Below are 15,045 nucleotides of genomic sequence, written 5' to 3' on the forward strand. Positions count from 1 at the left end.
GTAACAAACTTGTTCATCGTGTATTTTCTTGTGTTCATCGAAATCGGAACGCCGAAGCGTGAAAAATATAAAGATTTTTATACGCCTTTAATTGCATGAATCATAGAAACCGATCCGATACTGATACAACCCTTTTAAAAGACCATCTGACGGGTTTTGAAGCCCAATACAGTATAACAGCCGATGCGGGCTATGGAAGTGGGGAGAATTACGAATTTTTGGAAGAAAAAAATATAGAAGCCTTTGTCAAATTTAACCTCTTTCACCCTGAGCAAACCGATAAATTTAAAGCCCAAATCAACAAGGTAGAGAACCTATTTTACAATGCTCAACAGAACTGCTTGTACTATCGTATGGGTCAAAAAATGACTCCAATTGGTACTTTCATTAAAAAAACAGACAACAGTTTTCAACAGACTATTACCCAATATCAAGCACAAAATTGTGTAGGCTGTCCATTAAGAGGGCTTGTCATAAACAAGCAGGTAATCGAAAAATTGAGGTCACTATGAATCTCAGACTTCACAAAGAAAAAATAAGAGAAAAGCTAGACTCAGAAGAAGGAATCAGGCATCGAAAGCAGCGCCCACGAGAAGTCGAAGCTACTTTTGGACAAATAAAATCCAATCATAATTTTAAAAGACTTCGATTAAAAGGACTGGAAAAAGTCGAAATAGAATTCGGACTGGCTAGCTTTGCCCATAAGGCTGAGAAAAAAAGCCTACAAAGATGCCCAAATTGCCGAAAAAGCAACTCAAAAAAGCACTCTAAAAATAGAAAATCAACGACTTTAGACGCTTATCAGTTAAAGACCATCAAAAATTATGCTATGGCAGTCTAAAATCAAAGGCCACCTCAAAATCACTTTTGAGACAGCCTCTTTTATTAAGAATATTCATAAATGAGAGTAAAGAAGAAACGTTCTTAACTACATTTTAAGACTTTCCAAGTTTGATAATCAGCAAAACTGTACACTTGGAAAGTCTATTTTGTCTGACACCTAGTAATCTCCGTGATATTTTTCACCGGCTGTGATGGCTACTGCCAGTTTGTTTTCCTTCGTAGGAAGAGGGCAAGTGGCATAAGGTGTAAAAGCGCAAGGAGGATTATAAGCCTTATTGAAATCAATGTAGGTGTATCCTTCAGCATCGGGAGCAGGAGCATCAAGAAAACGCCCTCCGCCATAAGAACCGTGTCGGTTGGTAAGGTCTCCAAACACAAAATGTGGACGCTCTTTTGAGCCAACAGCTTCTAAACTATACTCTTTGCCATTGATGCTAAATACAAATTTACCGGGAGAATCTTGCTCATAAGAACGACCTGTGATGTCGATGATGGAGAGCTTTTTGCCTACTGTGGGTATAAACTTAGCCTTCACCCGCCATTCTTGACTGATAGGATAAGTGTCTATTCCTTGGAAGTTTTTCAAATAAGTTCCCTCTAAATCTCTTAAGCGAATGGCGTATTTGTCGCCACGCTGAATAATAAACCAACGCAATGTCTTGTGTTTGAGTACAGTAGGCTTACCTTGGTAGGGGAAAATCTCCGCCTTGCTGATGGGTTGGTCGGTCAACGCCACAGAAGCGCTTGGTGCAGCTTCAAAAGTTACCGTCCCATTTTTCAAAAAGATTTTCCCGATGAATGCATCGCTGTGTTCTTTAGGAAAAACAATACTGTTTTTTTCATCTCCCCCGATTGTATTTTCACCTTCTTGTAACCAAAATAGTCCTGCAAGGTTGAGCCACCCCTCTTCTTTTTTGAGATCGTCAATGCGTTTTTGGTGCCAAGATTTGATTTCGGCTTCGTAGGATGTATCGAAGGTAAAAGCCAACAAAAATACGGAGAGCAATAGGGCTCCTACATGTGTCAAGTACTTTTTCATAATGAAGATAGTTTTAGTTGAAAATGTATTTTTGATTGTAATGAATTGATAGTTAGTATATTATAACGGAAAAAGTTCTTTGTTACTAAACTTGGTGATTTCTTCGAGCAGCTTGGCATATTCCTTGGCTTTCGGAGTATCACCTCTTTGTTTATACACTTTATAGAGTCCCCAATAGCCATTGGCGGTGTGTGGGTGTCGTGTCAATAACTCTTCATAGGCTTTTTGGGCTTCGTCAAATTTGCCTGCTTTGAGATGGGCTTCTGCCAAGCTTATCAATACTGGACGAGCGTAGGAGGGAGGCTCGCTATACCCAAGCTCGTCTTCTTTGTCTTTGGCTTTTTCGAGAGGATGAATTGCCTCTGTGTAGTTGTTTTCTGCACTTTTGATGACCCCTTGCAATTCGAGTGAAGCCACATTGAGGTCATTGAGGCGACGAGTGCTGATAATATCTTTTGATAGTTCTTGGTTGCTATTGCGCCACAGTAAGGCATCTAAGGCGTTTGCAAATGCTTTAGCTTCTTTGATACGGCCTTTTTTAGCAGCATCCATACCTGATGCAAATTGAAATAATGCCTCTTTGTAAGCGATGGCTTTGGGAGTAAAAAGGCTATCATGGTCTAATTTGATTGCCGCTAATCGATTGGCTGCTCGGTCATAAAACCCAAAACACAATTCCATTTTGGCAGGAGCAATGATACCTTGGTAGAAGAATCGACCTTCGTATTTGCGTTTTCGTTCTTTGGAAGCAGGCATTTTTTGGAGCTTTTCGGCATAGTATAATGCGGTTTTGTAATGACCATCTTCGGCACAATTGGAGAGTAAGTAGTTGATATTGTGGATATAATTCCAAGTGTCTACTTCGGGGATTTTTTGTTGTGCCATGTAGATGGAGTCTACTTTTACGGCGGCTACAAAAGCATAGTGGGCTTTTTTGTATTCACCCAATTTGTAGTAAACATGCCCTGGCATATGCACCATGTGACCAGAATTGGGCGAAAGCTTGGGTAGTTTTTCACAGCTTTCAAGAGCTTGCTCTGGACAGCAATTTTCTTTTAGATGAATCCAATAATGATGCGCGGCAGAGTTGTCGGGGTATTCGCGAAGGATATCTTTAAGCAAATATTCCGAATAAATTTGGCCTTCGCGGGGGTTGAGTTTTGCATCGTAGCCGCCCATTTTACTCAATGCCAAAAACAATTTTGCATCAATATCCTGAGGGTATTTGTGAACAATAAGTTCTAATTTTTTTTGATAGGCGGCTTTGCCACCATCAGTTTCAGCATCTCGTAGGAGGATTGCTTCGGCATACAGCTTTTCGCGTTCGGTTGCTTTGTCTTTGAGAGCTTTCAGTTTTCGAATGGCTAGTTTTTTATCATTTTTGAACTCATCGCCTTCAATAGCACCGATAGCACTATAAAGCCCATAATATGGCATGATAGCGGTGGAGTCATGAAAGATGGCTTCTTTGAAGGCTCGATATGCTTCAAAGTCCCAAAAACAATGCAGTAGCTGAATACCTTGATTGAAAAAGGCTTGTGTTTTTGGAGATTGTGTTGTGATTGAAAAATGGGTAGAGCCAATTCCTGTCAACAATAATGGAGAAGGCAAATTATGGACAAAAATGGTCTCTTTACGATAGTCTTGGATATGATTTAGATGATCGTGATTATCATGACTAGCGCCGTCGTGAGCTTCGTGTTGATGTGAAGGTGATGAAGGCTCTCCTTGCCTCACTCGCTGAGCAAATGTGCTAACTGACAACAAACAACATAAAAAAATACGATAAACCATAAAGCAAAAAATTGACTTGTGAAAATGCTTCAACTGCACAACTATGCAGTTGAAGCATTTGATTTTGAGATAGTTAATCAAGAAGTTTTTTGTTGGTTACTATTTCTGTATTAGGCAATGGGAATACGTAATTTACCTCAGAAGGTTTTACTTCAGGTGCGCTCAGTGCACTGCTTGATTTGGCGGGGAGTGGTAGCAAGTTGCGGAGAAGGTCGTTGGAACGGAACCCTTCGCCAAGCAACTCAATACGCCGTTCTTTGAGAATGGTGCTGATTAGAGCCGTCTGAGAAGCAATGGCATTTTCTGGAAATACATATCCAGCATCTGAACGATTTCGAACGGCTTTTAAAAGTTCTATTGCCTTGGCTGTATCACCCGTGCGTGCAGTTGCTTCGGCATAATTGAGCAATACTTCTGAGTAGCGAATAATAGGGAGATAATCCAAAAATGGCGAAGGCTTACTGTATTTGGTGATGAATTGAACGCCTGAGGCTGTACGCGCAAAAGTACGCCGTAAGTCCGTCGATTTCCATTCGGTGTCGCCCCAAATCCCCGTTGGATTGAGATTGTATTCTGCATTGGCATTGAAAACGTAAGGAAAAGAAGATTGACCACCTACATTATCCAGCTCGGTCATGGGTACAGATAAGATAGATTCAGTACTGGTATAGTTGGTCGTAAAAATCTCGACAATATTTTGAAGCTTATGAGCTACTCCCGTGGAAGCACTGAACGGTGCTGCCGTCGTGACGATTTTTTTAGCTTCCTCGATTACTTTGACGTAGTTGCCGCTGTTGAGATACACACGTGTTTTGAGGGCAATAGCAGTATTACGATGAGCGCGGGTAGTGTTTAGCAATGCCGTCGAATAATTGAGCGGAAGGTCGGCTTCAGCCTCATCAAGGTCTTTGATGATTTGAGCATATACTTCTGCTACTGTACTACGCTTGAGGTCGTTGTTGGCGGTGTTGGTTTCGGCCTGCAACCGCAATGGTAGCCCTGGAGAAGCACCTTTGTTTTCGTTGTAGGGACGTGCATACAAAGTCACCAAACTAAAATAACTCAATGCTCTCAAAAACTTTGCTTCGGCAATATACTGTTTGGTCAAAGTTGCATTGACTTTCGTAGGATTGTCGGTCAATCCCTTGATAAGAATATTGGAATTGTTGATGGCCGTATAGGCAGCTGACCAAAATCCAGCCACAAAGTTGGAACCCGAATTGAGGGTTTGGTTCCAGGCCTCAAACGCCGTAAAAGTATTGCTCGTACGATTAATGAATTCTTCTCCTCTGGCTTCTGTGTAGATATAATAGTTGCCTCCGTAAAAATTTCCACTTTTGACAGATTTATAGATGCCGTTTACTAATCCCAGAATACGCTCTGGTGTGTCGAACGCATTGGCACCACTGATGGAAGTTTGAGGTGCGGGGTTTAACAAATCTTGGTCATTGCAGCTTGAAAAGCTAAGCATCAAAGCCAATGAAAAAATAAAGCTAAGACGCCGAGTAATAGGATGTGTATGTACTATTTTCATAATCAATAATGTCTTTAAACTTTGTTGTTTTTTAGAAACTTACATTTAGACCGACGGTGAAAGTACGGGCTTGCCCCACTGAGTTTTTCTCTACCCCCGGTGTGGTATTAGAATTGCCATTGACGGATGATTCGGGGTCAGTACCGGTGTAGGGAGTGAGTAAGAAAAGGTTGGAGCCTTGAGCATACACCCGAACGGCACTAAGTCCGATTTTGGTAAATAATGGATTGGCGGGGATTCGATAGCCTACTGAGGTGTTTTGTAAGCGTAAAAAATCAGCTTTTTCGGCATTAGTAGAAACTGGAAAAGAGGAGCCACTTGACAATTGGTCATTGTAAACCAAGCGAGGAATATCGGTGATGTCGCCGGGTTTTTGCCAACGTTTCAAAATCTCGGTAGAGTTGTTATAAGCACGTTGGTCTAGGAGGGTTGCACGTGTTCCGTTCATTACTAGGTTGCCTCCCGAGTAAGAGAAATGAATTCCGAAGTCAAATTCTTTGTACTTAAAAGTATTGCTAAAACCTCCATACCAAGTTGGGATGGCATTGCCGATAAGATAGTAATCCGCCCCAGTAATCGCCGCTGCTTTTGTACCATCAAGGTAAGTCCATTGGCTTTGTCCTGGCAGTACCACTTGGCTGTACTGTACTTTTTCACCTTTGGCATTGATAAAAATTCGCTGACCGTTTTCAGGATTGACACCCGCTGTTTTGGCGCCGTATAAGCTACCTACTGAGTGTCCAACCCGTGTGATGTTGGTGGTCTCATAAGATACGTGAGTGGTTCCGACGATGTCAGTATTTCCGTCGGCAAGAGCCGTTACTTTATTAGCTATCTTGGTAAAATTCAATGAAGTGTTCCATGAAAAATCCCCTTTTCGAAGTACATTTCCTGTGATCCCCAATTCTATACCACGGTTATACATAGAGCCTACATTTCCAAGGATTGAATTGCCTGGTATTCCTTTTGAAATAGCTTGCGGAGCACTCAAAATAAGGCCGTCTACATCGTTGTTGAAGTAAGTAAGTTCTACTTGAATGCGGTCATTCCAAAAGCCTAAATCTGCTCCAATATTGGTTTGGTTACTTGTTTCCCAGCCTAAGTTAGGATTGCCAGCTTGAGAGATAGCCCACGTAGCGGCATTGCCGTAGAGTGAGCCACTATAAAGTTCGAGTGAACTAAAAGCATCATTTAAGTTGCCATTACCAACGCGTCCCCAGCTAGCGCGGAGTTTGACATTGCTTAGTACAGAAGAGATAGGAGAGGCTTTATAAAACTCTTCCTCCGACAACGACCAGCCTGCTGATACCCCCCCGAAATTGCCGTATTTACGACCAGAGCCTAGTGCGGAGTTGCCATCACGTCTAAAATTGAGGGTTACAAAATATTTTTTGTCAAAATCATAATTCAACCGTGAAAAATAAGATAGAAAGGCGCGTTCGCTTATGTCATTTCCAGTGGCTGAGATAGCACCCCAGTTGCCTTGGTAATTGTTAAAGAAGGGATCGGAAGTTTGGGTGCGTGAAGCTCCCCAAGCCGTGGTATTGAATTTCTGTAAATCATAACCTAACAAAGCTGAAATAGAGTGCCTTTCTCCAAAAATGGTATTGTATAAAAGAGTATTGGTCCAGTTCCAGTTGTCGCGAAGGGCAGTGGTATTGGTAGCGTTGCCCCGACTCGAAAATCCGTTGCCTTGAATAGCACTATCAAAACTGACATTGTCGGTTCTGAGGCGATCTATTGAATATGAAGTAGTGAAATTTAGGTTTTTCAATAGACTAGCTACCGCCGAAAAACTTCCAATGATGCGGTCATTTTCAGAGGTATACCGATTTTCTCGCAGTAAAGCGACAGGGTTTCCCCAGTTACTTACCACTTGGTTGTTGCCCATCCCAATCGTATTGAGGGCGGCAGGATTGATATTATAAGAGCCGTCTGGATTGAAAGCTGCAACATTTGGAGGAAGAGCCACCGCCAAGCGTGCCGCTCCTACCAAAAAGAAATTGGAACTAGGGAGGGAACCTGCATAGGGAGATTGATTAAAGCTCGAATTGTAAGAAACGCTTCCTTTGAGTTTGAGCCAGTCGGTGATTTCTTGGTCTAGATTGAAGCGAACCGACTTTCGATTGAACTCATTAGCAACTAAAAAGCCGTTTTGCTTCGTAAAATTGGCAGAGAAATAATAGGAAGTAGAAGGTGTACCACCCGAAACACTTAAGTTATGGTTTTGGGAAGAACCTGTGCGGTAGATGTAATCGTACCAACGGGTATTAATTGGGTTTTGATTTTCATCATAGTTTGGGAAAAACAAAGCTGACGCCACTTTGTCATTGTTGGCATTTCCGCCCAATATTTTGGCATTGAGTACCGCCTCATTTTTGATAGCAATAAATTGTTCGGCGTTTAGTACTTCAGGTAATCGCACTACATTAGAGACTCCCGCCCAAGTTTCGTACGTAATGCGTGGTTTTCCGGATTTTCCTCTTTTCGTAGTGATCAAAAGCACTCCTGCGGCAGCTCTTGAACCATAGATAGAAGTAGAAGCGGCATCTTTCAAAACATCTATTGATTCAATATCAGCAGGGTTAATATCTCCCAATGGATTGTTAGGGACGGCAGTACTTGTCGATACGTTTCCAGTGTTGATAGGGATACCATCTACCACCACCAAAGGATATGAACTAAGAGAAATAGAATTGACGCCACGGATTCGAATCACCGGAGGGTTGTTGAGAACCCCGTTGGGTTGGGCGATGCTTACTCCTGCGGCTCTTCCTTGTAAAGCTTGATCAAAGCTTTGTACAGGTTGCTCTTTTACGATTTCTCCCGTGACTCTCACCGCCGACCCCGTAAACTCTGCTTTGGTTTGGGTACCGTAGCCTACTACTCGTACTTCACTCAGTTGTTTAATGTCTGAAGTTAGACCTATAGAAAAAGTAGACTGATTTTCGACGGCTTTTTCGATAACACTATATCCAATAAAAGAGAAAATAAGAAGAGCTTTTTCGGGTGCGTTCAGCTTAAAATTGCCTTCTTGGTCAGAGATGGTTCCGTTGTTAGTACCTTTAACGATAACAGAAACTCCCGGCAATGGTTCTCCTGTTTCTTTGTCTCGGATGGTTCCAGAAATGGCTTTTGATTGAGCTAAAGCCGAAAGGCTTACACTTGCCACTAAAAAAATAAGAATAGGTAGCGTTTTGAGGTTCATAATAACTTTGTGTTTTGTCTGATTTTTAATCATTTAGCTTAGAAGGAGTATCTCCAAAAAATTGTATGAAAGCACGTTTGTCTTGGATATGAAATTTGGAATTGTTGATGAAGTGTCATTTGAATGTATGATATATTGATTTAATCTATAGGAAAAATATATTTTAAAATACAATTTTAAGTATGTCTCTATGGGCCAAAACTTTTAATATCAATAAAGGGATAAAATCTTTGGCAAAGAAGCTATCCCACCTACAAAGTTTGGCTAATGCCAAACAGGTCTGAGTCAGGATTGGTATCTATGAACTTAATAAAACATAAATAAGCGATATCCTGAATCTGTCTTTTTGCAGGTGGTTTACAAAGAAACAGTCGGTAGATTATTTTTACGTGTCCAAAACACAAACCTATATTTTCAGTTGGACAAGTATATTTTGTGCTGCAATTTTAAAAAGTCATTTCGATAATACCAAATAAAAAATTTGATTTTTTTTATAAAATACACCTATAAATCGATGTATTTATAGTACAAAACTAAGAGGGCTAACTTTGTTTTCTAAGGAAAATAACAATGCAAAAATATTTAAGTACAACTATATATAGGTATTTTGCTAGATTGACACATAACTGTGGCTATCTGAAGCATAAGAACTATTCAAAGCAAAATCTTCCTGGTACAATCTCCTTAAAATCGATAGAATAGAATTGGGGCTTTAAGAATATGTTCTCAAAGCCCCAACTCTATGTACTGGTATCACTGCTTCTGGAAAATAAGGGTATTACCACTTAACTTACCGACGGCTTTGAACTCTTTCTGATGAGAAGGCTCTATCGAGTACTCCTGTTGGTTTGAGCCTAATGATAAAGTCTTGGTTTCGGGATTGTAATACCAAGTATCCGCCATGTGAGCCAATGGTGTTGAGACGGCTTTGCCATTGTTCTCAAATGTGATAAACAAAGGGGAAGGCTGGTTTGAAAATTGAAGGGACTGTTTGATTTCCCATTTTCCCAAAAAATAAGAACTTGATATATTGAAAATGTCAGTTTCAGGCTTGCTGCAAGAAAGTATCAAAAGCAGAGATAGGAAAAGCGTGGTTTTGAGGAGCTTCATAAGTTGAAAAAAGTTTAGTGGATTTCTTGGAACTCAGGATGAGGAAGAAAACAAAGGCTATTTTCACTGACAAATTTCAGCTGTCTTGATGAAAAAACCAATACTGGATTCCCAGTATATTTGTCTTGAAAAAGTATGTTATGAAAATTTAATATATGTATAATATATATATTCTATATATTTAATGGTAAATAATCAGTTGACAAAATGTAAACTAATACCAGAGACGTGTAATTGTAATTTTAAGCAAAATTTGTAATATTTTTTTAAGAAACGAGGGTCCGGCCTTGCCAAATAGACTACATAAAAGAGGTTGCTTTTTTAGCATTTATAAAATTTTTCTTATTTTTCATATGAACAAAATGTTAAAATTTTGTTGACAATTTTTTTTTTTCGTTATTAACTCCCTAAACGAATTTAAGGCTTAACAAAACAATTTTGGTAGAATTTAAAAGTAACTAATTTTGCGCCCTCAAAAAAACCATTGAAAAAAATATACATCAAATAGTACATCCTCATGGGTATTTAGTATTAGTGATGTAGAAGTGTGTTAAACCAACGTATTGAACCTTTATTACTCTAACACTTTATCAACAGAATGCTTTTATAGTCTCATATTCCCAACTTTGTTGAAGTTTAGCAACAGAGAGGGTTTAATCTCTTCTTTGTTGTGCACGTTGCCTCTGTAACCTCAGAGGATGTATCTCAATTTTTTTATTTATTAAACCTTAATGAAAAATCCATGCGAAAAAAACTACTTTCTTTCACTATGATGAAAGGCAAGAACCGAGCAGGTTTATTGACGGGCTCTTTGCTTTGCGTCGCAGTGCTAACCAACGCTGGTATGGGAGCTTATGCCGCAGCTCCTTTTTCACCAAATGGTAAAGTCCAAGCTGTAGCTCAGGAAGTTACGGGGACTATTACGGATGATACAGGCGCTCCACTTCCGGGAGTTAACGTAGTTGAGAAAGGTACCACCAACGGTACTTTAACCGACGCCAACGGAAAATTTAAACTAACAGTGAAAGGTGCAAGTTCTATTCTGTCTATTTCGTTTATTGGGTATGCAAGCCAAGAAATAACAGTAGGCTCTCAAAACTCACTTTCGATCCAAATGCTGACCGATACCAAAATTTTGAATGAGGTTATCGTAACAGCTTTGGGGGTAAAACGTGAAGAAAAATCACTTGGTTATGCTGTACAAAAAGTAGCAGGGCCTGCTGTTCAGACCGTAAAAGGGGTGAGTGTAGGTACATCACTTACGGGTAGAGTGGCTGGTTTGTGGGTGCGAAATAGCACAGAGTTCAATCAGATGCCAGCCATCAGCTTACGGGGCGAGAGTCCACTATTGGTGATTGACGGGGTACCATACAACAACATCTCCCTCAACAACATTGCCCAAGACGATATCGAAAGTATCGACGTACTGAAAGGACCAACCGCTTCGGCCTTGTACGGTTCTCGTGGAGGTAGCGGTGCCATCATCGTTACTACTAAAAAAGGAAGTGCCAACAAAGGCTTGACGGTGACGGTCAATACCAACAACATGTTTAATGCGGGTTTCTTGATGCTTCCCGAAGTGCAAAGTTCTTACAGCGCAGGGATTGGAGGAGTATATGACCCAACGGACTACGTTTGGGGACAAAAATTGGACATTGGCATCAAAGCCAACCAATGGAATCCCATTACGAAGCAAATGGAAATGCAGGAACTCACATCGAAAGGTAAAAATAACTTCAACGACTTCTTGGTACCTGGTTTGATTACCAACAATAGTGTTAGCGTGGCTCAAACGGGCGAAAATGGAAGTTTCCGCGCTTCGTTGACGCACATTTACAACAAAGGACAATATCCCAACTTGCAATCCAACAACTACAACTTTACGTTGAGTGGTGAAATGAAAGTGGGCGACCGTTTCAAGTTGAGTAGTCAAATGGGGTATAACAAACGCAATGCACCTCAAATCATGGGAGCAGGCTACAGCGATCAAGGCTATATGTACAATATCTTGATTTGGATGGGTCCTGAGTACCGTTTGGCCGATTATAAAGATAATTATTGGTTGATTCCTGATGTTCAACAAAACTGGCATTACAAAGCATGGTACGATAACCCGTATTTCATGGCCAATGAAAAAGTATGGGGTGTCTATGAAAACCGTTTGAATGCCAACCTTACTGCGACCTATAAATTATTTGACGGTGCTAATTTGATTATCCGTCCAGGTTTTGATTTGTACAATAACGACGAAACAAAACGTAATCCGCCAAACATTCTTTCAAACCGTGGTTGGGATACGCCAGGTTTGTATTCGATTAACAAGCAAACAGGGTATAGCTTTAATGGTGACGCCTTGGTTACATACAACAAGAACTTTGGTGATTTAGGAGTGGATGCCTTAGCTGGAGCGGCCATTTATACGTTGCAAAACAATAACCTATACAGCGCTACCCGTAGTGGTATTTTGATTCCTGGGTATTATTCATTGAACAACTCGGTTGAGCGTCCAAACGTAAGTGTGGGAGCAAGTGCAAAACAAGTAAACAGTGCCTACGCGAAGTTAACTCTTTCCTATAAAAACCTGCTCTTCGTGGATGCAACAGGACGTAACGACTGGAGCTCGACTATGCCTAAAAACTCACGTTCGTACTTCTATCCTTCATTGGGTGGTAGTTTCGTAATCAGTGAAGTATTAGGTAGTATGCCATCATGGCTTGATTTCTGGAAATTGCGTGGTTCTTGGACACTTTCTAAATCGGATTTGGGTATTTATGCCACCAACCAAACGTACGGAACGACGATTGGAGCATGGAATACGCTTAATTCAGCAGCTTATCCTACAACGATTCGTAACGCTGAAAACATCCTTCCCGAAACGAACCGTACATGGGAAATCGGAACGGCAGCATATTTCTTGAAAAAACGCTTGAAATTGGATGTAGCGTACTTTAACAAATACACCTACAACCGCCAGACCCAAGCCAACGTTTCTTCAGCTTCTGGTTTCTACAGCACACTTATCAACTGGGATGAAACCATCGTGCGTAGAGGTTTGGAAGTGAGCTTGGATGCTACCATTCTTAAGAAAAATGATTGGCAATGGGATGCGGTCGCCAACTACTCGTACAACCACCGTTACTACAAAGATATCGCAGCCAACTCAGCCAAAAATGCTTGGACAGTATCGGGTGGACGTATGGATGTCTATACAGATCGTGTGTGGATGACCGACCCCGCTACAGGAAGCATGATTCACCGTGCCAACGGATTACCACTTTTGAGTGATTATAGCTATGTACGTGGTTATACAGATCCTAAATTTTTGTGGGGTTTTGCCAATACCATCAAGTACAAACAATTTAACTTAATGGTAAACTTTGACGGTCGCGTAGGGGGTGTTTTAAACAACTATACTTCGTACAAAATGTGGGATACAGGTGCGCACCCAGACTCAGACAACCAATGGAGATACGACGAAGTAGTAAACAAAAACAAATCGTTTGTAGGACAAGGAGTGGTTGTAAAATCAGGGGCGGTTACGTTTGATAGCTTTGGAAATATCACCAACGATACACGCGTATTTGCTCCAAACGAAGCCAAAGTGTCTTATCAGGACTATTCACGCTCTTATGGAGATGGTACTCGTGGAATCACCGATGCAACTTTCTTGAAATTGAGAGAAGTGTCACTTGGGTACAATTTACCTTCAAACATCGCCAAATTGCTCGGAGCGCGTTCTGGTTCAATTTCATTGACCGGACAAAACGTGTGGATGTGGACGAAAGCATTCCGTTTTGCTGATCCAGACAAAGCAGATGATACACAGTTGACATCACCATCAGTTCGTTATGTGGGTGGTAACATCACGTTGACGTTCTAAGAATCATTTGCATCACATTAAAAAGAATTAGGTATGAAATTTACATTGAAAAAATACTTTTTAATCGCGGTGGCAGGTCTCTCGTTGGGTAGTTGCTCAAATTTTGATGAGATCAATACCAACCCCAACGCCGCGACCAAGGCATCGGCTCCTATGCTTGCCTCAACGCTCATCCTTGATATTACTAAAAACTCATTGGGGAGCATTTCCTCGATGATGAATGGGAAATCAATCATTCGGATGGAGTTTCCAGAAAACGCCCAATACAACTATTTGGGTAGAGCAAACTTTGATGGCCTTGCGGTGCTGAACAACGTCGATAAGATGATTGAGCTCTCTCCTGATGGTGCTTACAAAAACTCGTATACTGCTCTCGGTAAATTTGTGAAAGCTTACAAGTTTTTCTGGTTGTCGATGCAGTTGGGAGATATTCCGTATGCAGAGGCGTTGTTGGGAGAAAAAGGGACATTGAACCCTAAGTATTCTACACAGAAAGAAGTAATGGTGGGGGTGTTGAACGAATTGGAAGAAGCCGACAAATTGTTTGCCAGCGGTATCAAATTCGACGGTGATCCAATCTACAATGGGGATATTACGAAGTGGAGAAAATTGGTGAACTCATTTGAACTTCAAGTATTGTTGCATTTGTACCGCAAAACGGGCGATGCCGATTTGAAAGTAAAAGAACGTTTCAACACCATTGCGACCACAAAACCAATTTTTGAAAGCAATGCTGACAACTTCCAATTGACGTATTCTGACCTTGCGGGTCAGCGTTATCCTTTCTACAAATTGGGAAATACGACGCGTATCTATACCATGATGACTAACGTCGTGGTGGATAAACTCAAAGAATTGGAAGACTATCGTTTGTTTTATTACGCAGACCCATCTCCCATTAGAACAGCGAAAGGCGCCGCTATCGATAGCTGGGATACCTACGTAGGCTACGACCCCTCAATGGTATATTCAGAATTATCGACCATTTTTGGCGGAAAAGATTACTCAAACGTAAATAGCCGTTATCTTGAACTTGCCAATTCGGAGCCCGTATACGTACTTAGCTATGCTATGGTGAAATTTATGTTGGCTGAAGGGGCACTCCGTGGCTGGACTACGAGCTCGGCGAGTACTCATTACACCGACGGTATCAAAGCAAGTATGAAGTTTACGGCTGGTTTTACGCCTGACAACGAACTATTCCACCACAAACGCAAAATGACCGATGCGTACATTGATGCATACGCGGCTTCTGACAAGGTGAAGTTGAAAACTACCGCGAGTGAGGCAGTTCAGTTGGAGCAAATCATCACGCAGCGTTATTTGAGTACATTTATGCTCCACGCGCCGTTTGATGCGTTTTTTGAGAACCGTCGCACAGGTTTCCCTGTTTTCCCAATCAATCCTAAGTCTAACTTAAATGTACCTTCCGATAAATTTCCAATTCGCTGGATTTATCCACAAAAAGAGCTAGACTATAATACCACAAACGTAAACGCGGCGATTCAGTCACAGTTTACTGGAAACGACGATTACAATCAAAGTATGTGGATTCTTAAATAGTTAAGAACACAGCTATTAAATAAAAACCTCCTTGGTCACAAGGAGGTTTTTTTATGGATTTAAGATTATATAAT

9 protein-coding genes are annotated in these 15,045 nt (G+C 41.0%); 4 read left to right on the forward strand and 5 right to left on the reverse strand.

The genetic code is table 11. From position 1 onward, the window contains the following. The first annotated feature begins 95 nt into the window (after positions 1–95). Together P1X15_RS20260 and P1X15_RS20265 are read left to right on the forward strand one after the other, a co-directional pair. Entirely contained in the window at positions 96–512 is a 417-nt protein-coding gene (locus P1X15_RS20260; RefSeq protein ID WP_277340014.1) for a hypothetical protein, read from the forward strand. Continuing rightward, positions 443–841 (forward strand): transposase, encoded by a 399-nt coding sequence (locus tag P1X15_RS20265; protein ID WP_277339958.1) that lies wholly within the window; start codon positions 443–445, stop codon positions 839–841. The genes P1X15_RS20260 and P1X15_RS20265 overlap by 70 nt, the downstream gene beginning before the upstream one ends. 159 nt (positions 842–1,000) lie before the next feature. Here P1X15_RS20265 and P1X15_RS20270 read toward each other — a convergent pair whose 3' ends face one another. The 5 genes from P1X15_RS20270 to P1X15_RS20290 form a co-directional block, all read right to left on the reverse strand. Next, positions 1,001–1,882: a DUF1684 domain-containing protein gene (locus tag P1X15_RS20270; protein WP_277339959.1), complete on the reverse strand. Its 882-nt coding sequence runs from the start codon at positions 1,880–1,882 to the stop codon at positions 1,001–1,003. Between the two features lie 60 nt (positions 1,883–1,942). Continuing rightward, positions 1,943–3,676: a tetratricopeptide repeat protein gene (locus P1X15_RS20275; protein ID WP_277339960.1), complete on the reverse strand. Its 1,734-nt coding sequence runs from the start codon at positions 3,674–3,676 to the stop codon at positions 1,943–1,945. A gap of 73 nt (positions 3,677–3,749) precedes the next feature. Beyond that, a complete protein-coding gene (locus P1X15_RS20280) occupies positions 3,750–5,210 on the reverse strand; it encodes a RagB/SusD family nutrient uptake outer membrane protein (RefSeq protein WP_277339961.1) in 1,461 nt (486 codons plus the stop codon). Positions 5,211–5,241: 31 nt separating this feature from the next. Continuing rightward, on the reverse strand, positions 5,242–8,418 hold the full coding sequence (locus tag P1X15_RS20285) for a TonB-dependent receptor (RefSeq protein ID WP_277339962.1): 3,177 nt from the start codon (positions 8,416–8,418) through the stop codon (positions 5,242–5,244). Between the two features lie 753 nt (positions 8,419–9,171). Continuing rightward, complete coding sequence (locus P1X15_RS20290) at positions 9,172–9,528, reverse strand: hypothetical protein (RefSeq protein WP_277339963.1); 357 nt, start codon at positions 9,526–9,528, stop codon at positions 9,172–9,174. Between the two features lie 742 nt (positions 9,529–10,270). On the opposite strand from P1X15_RS20290, the gene P1X15_RS20295 reads away from it, so the two are divergent. Next, the gene (locus P1X15_RS20295; protein WP_277339964.1) at positions 10,271–13,408 is read left to right on the forward strand and encodes a SusC/RagA family TonB-linked outer membrane protein; all 3,138 of its coding nucleotides are present in this window, start codon (positions 10,271–10,273) and stop codon (positions 13,406–13,408) included. Positions 13,409–13,441: 33 nt separating this feature from the next. Then, entirely contained in the window at positions 13,442–14,971 is a 1,530-nt protein-coding gene (locus tag P1X15_RS20300; RefSeq protein ID WP_277339965.1) for a SusD/RagB family nutrient-binding outer membrane lipoprotein, read from the forward strand. The last annotated feature ends 74 nt before the right edge of the window (positions 14,972–15,045 follow it).

Source organism: Runella sp. MFBS21, assembly GCF_029433105.1.
Lineage (GTDB): Bacteria > Bacteroidota > Bacteroidia > Cytophagales > Spirosomataceae > Runella.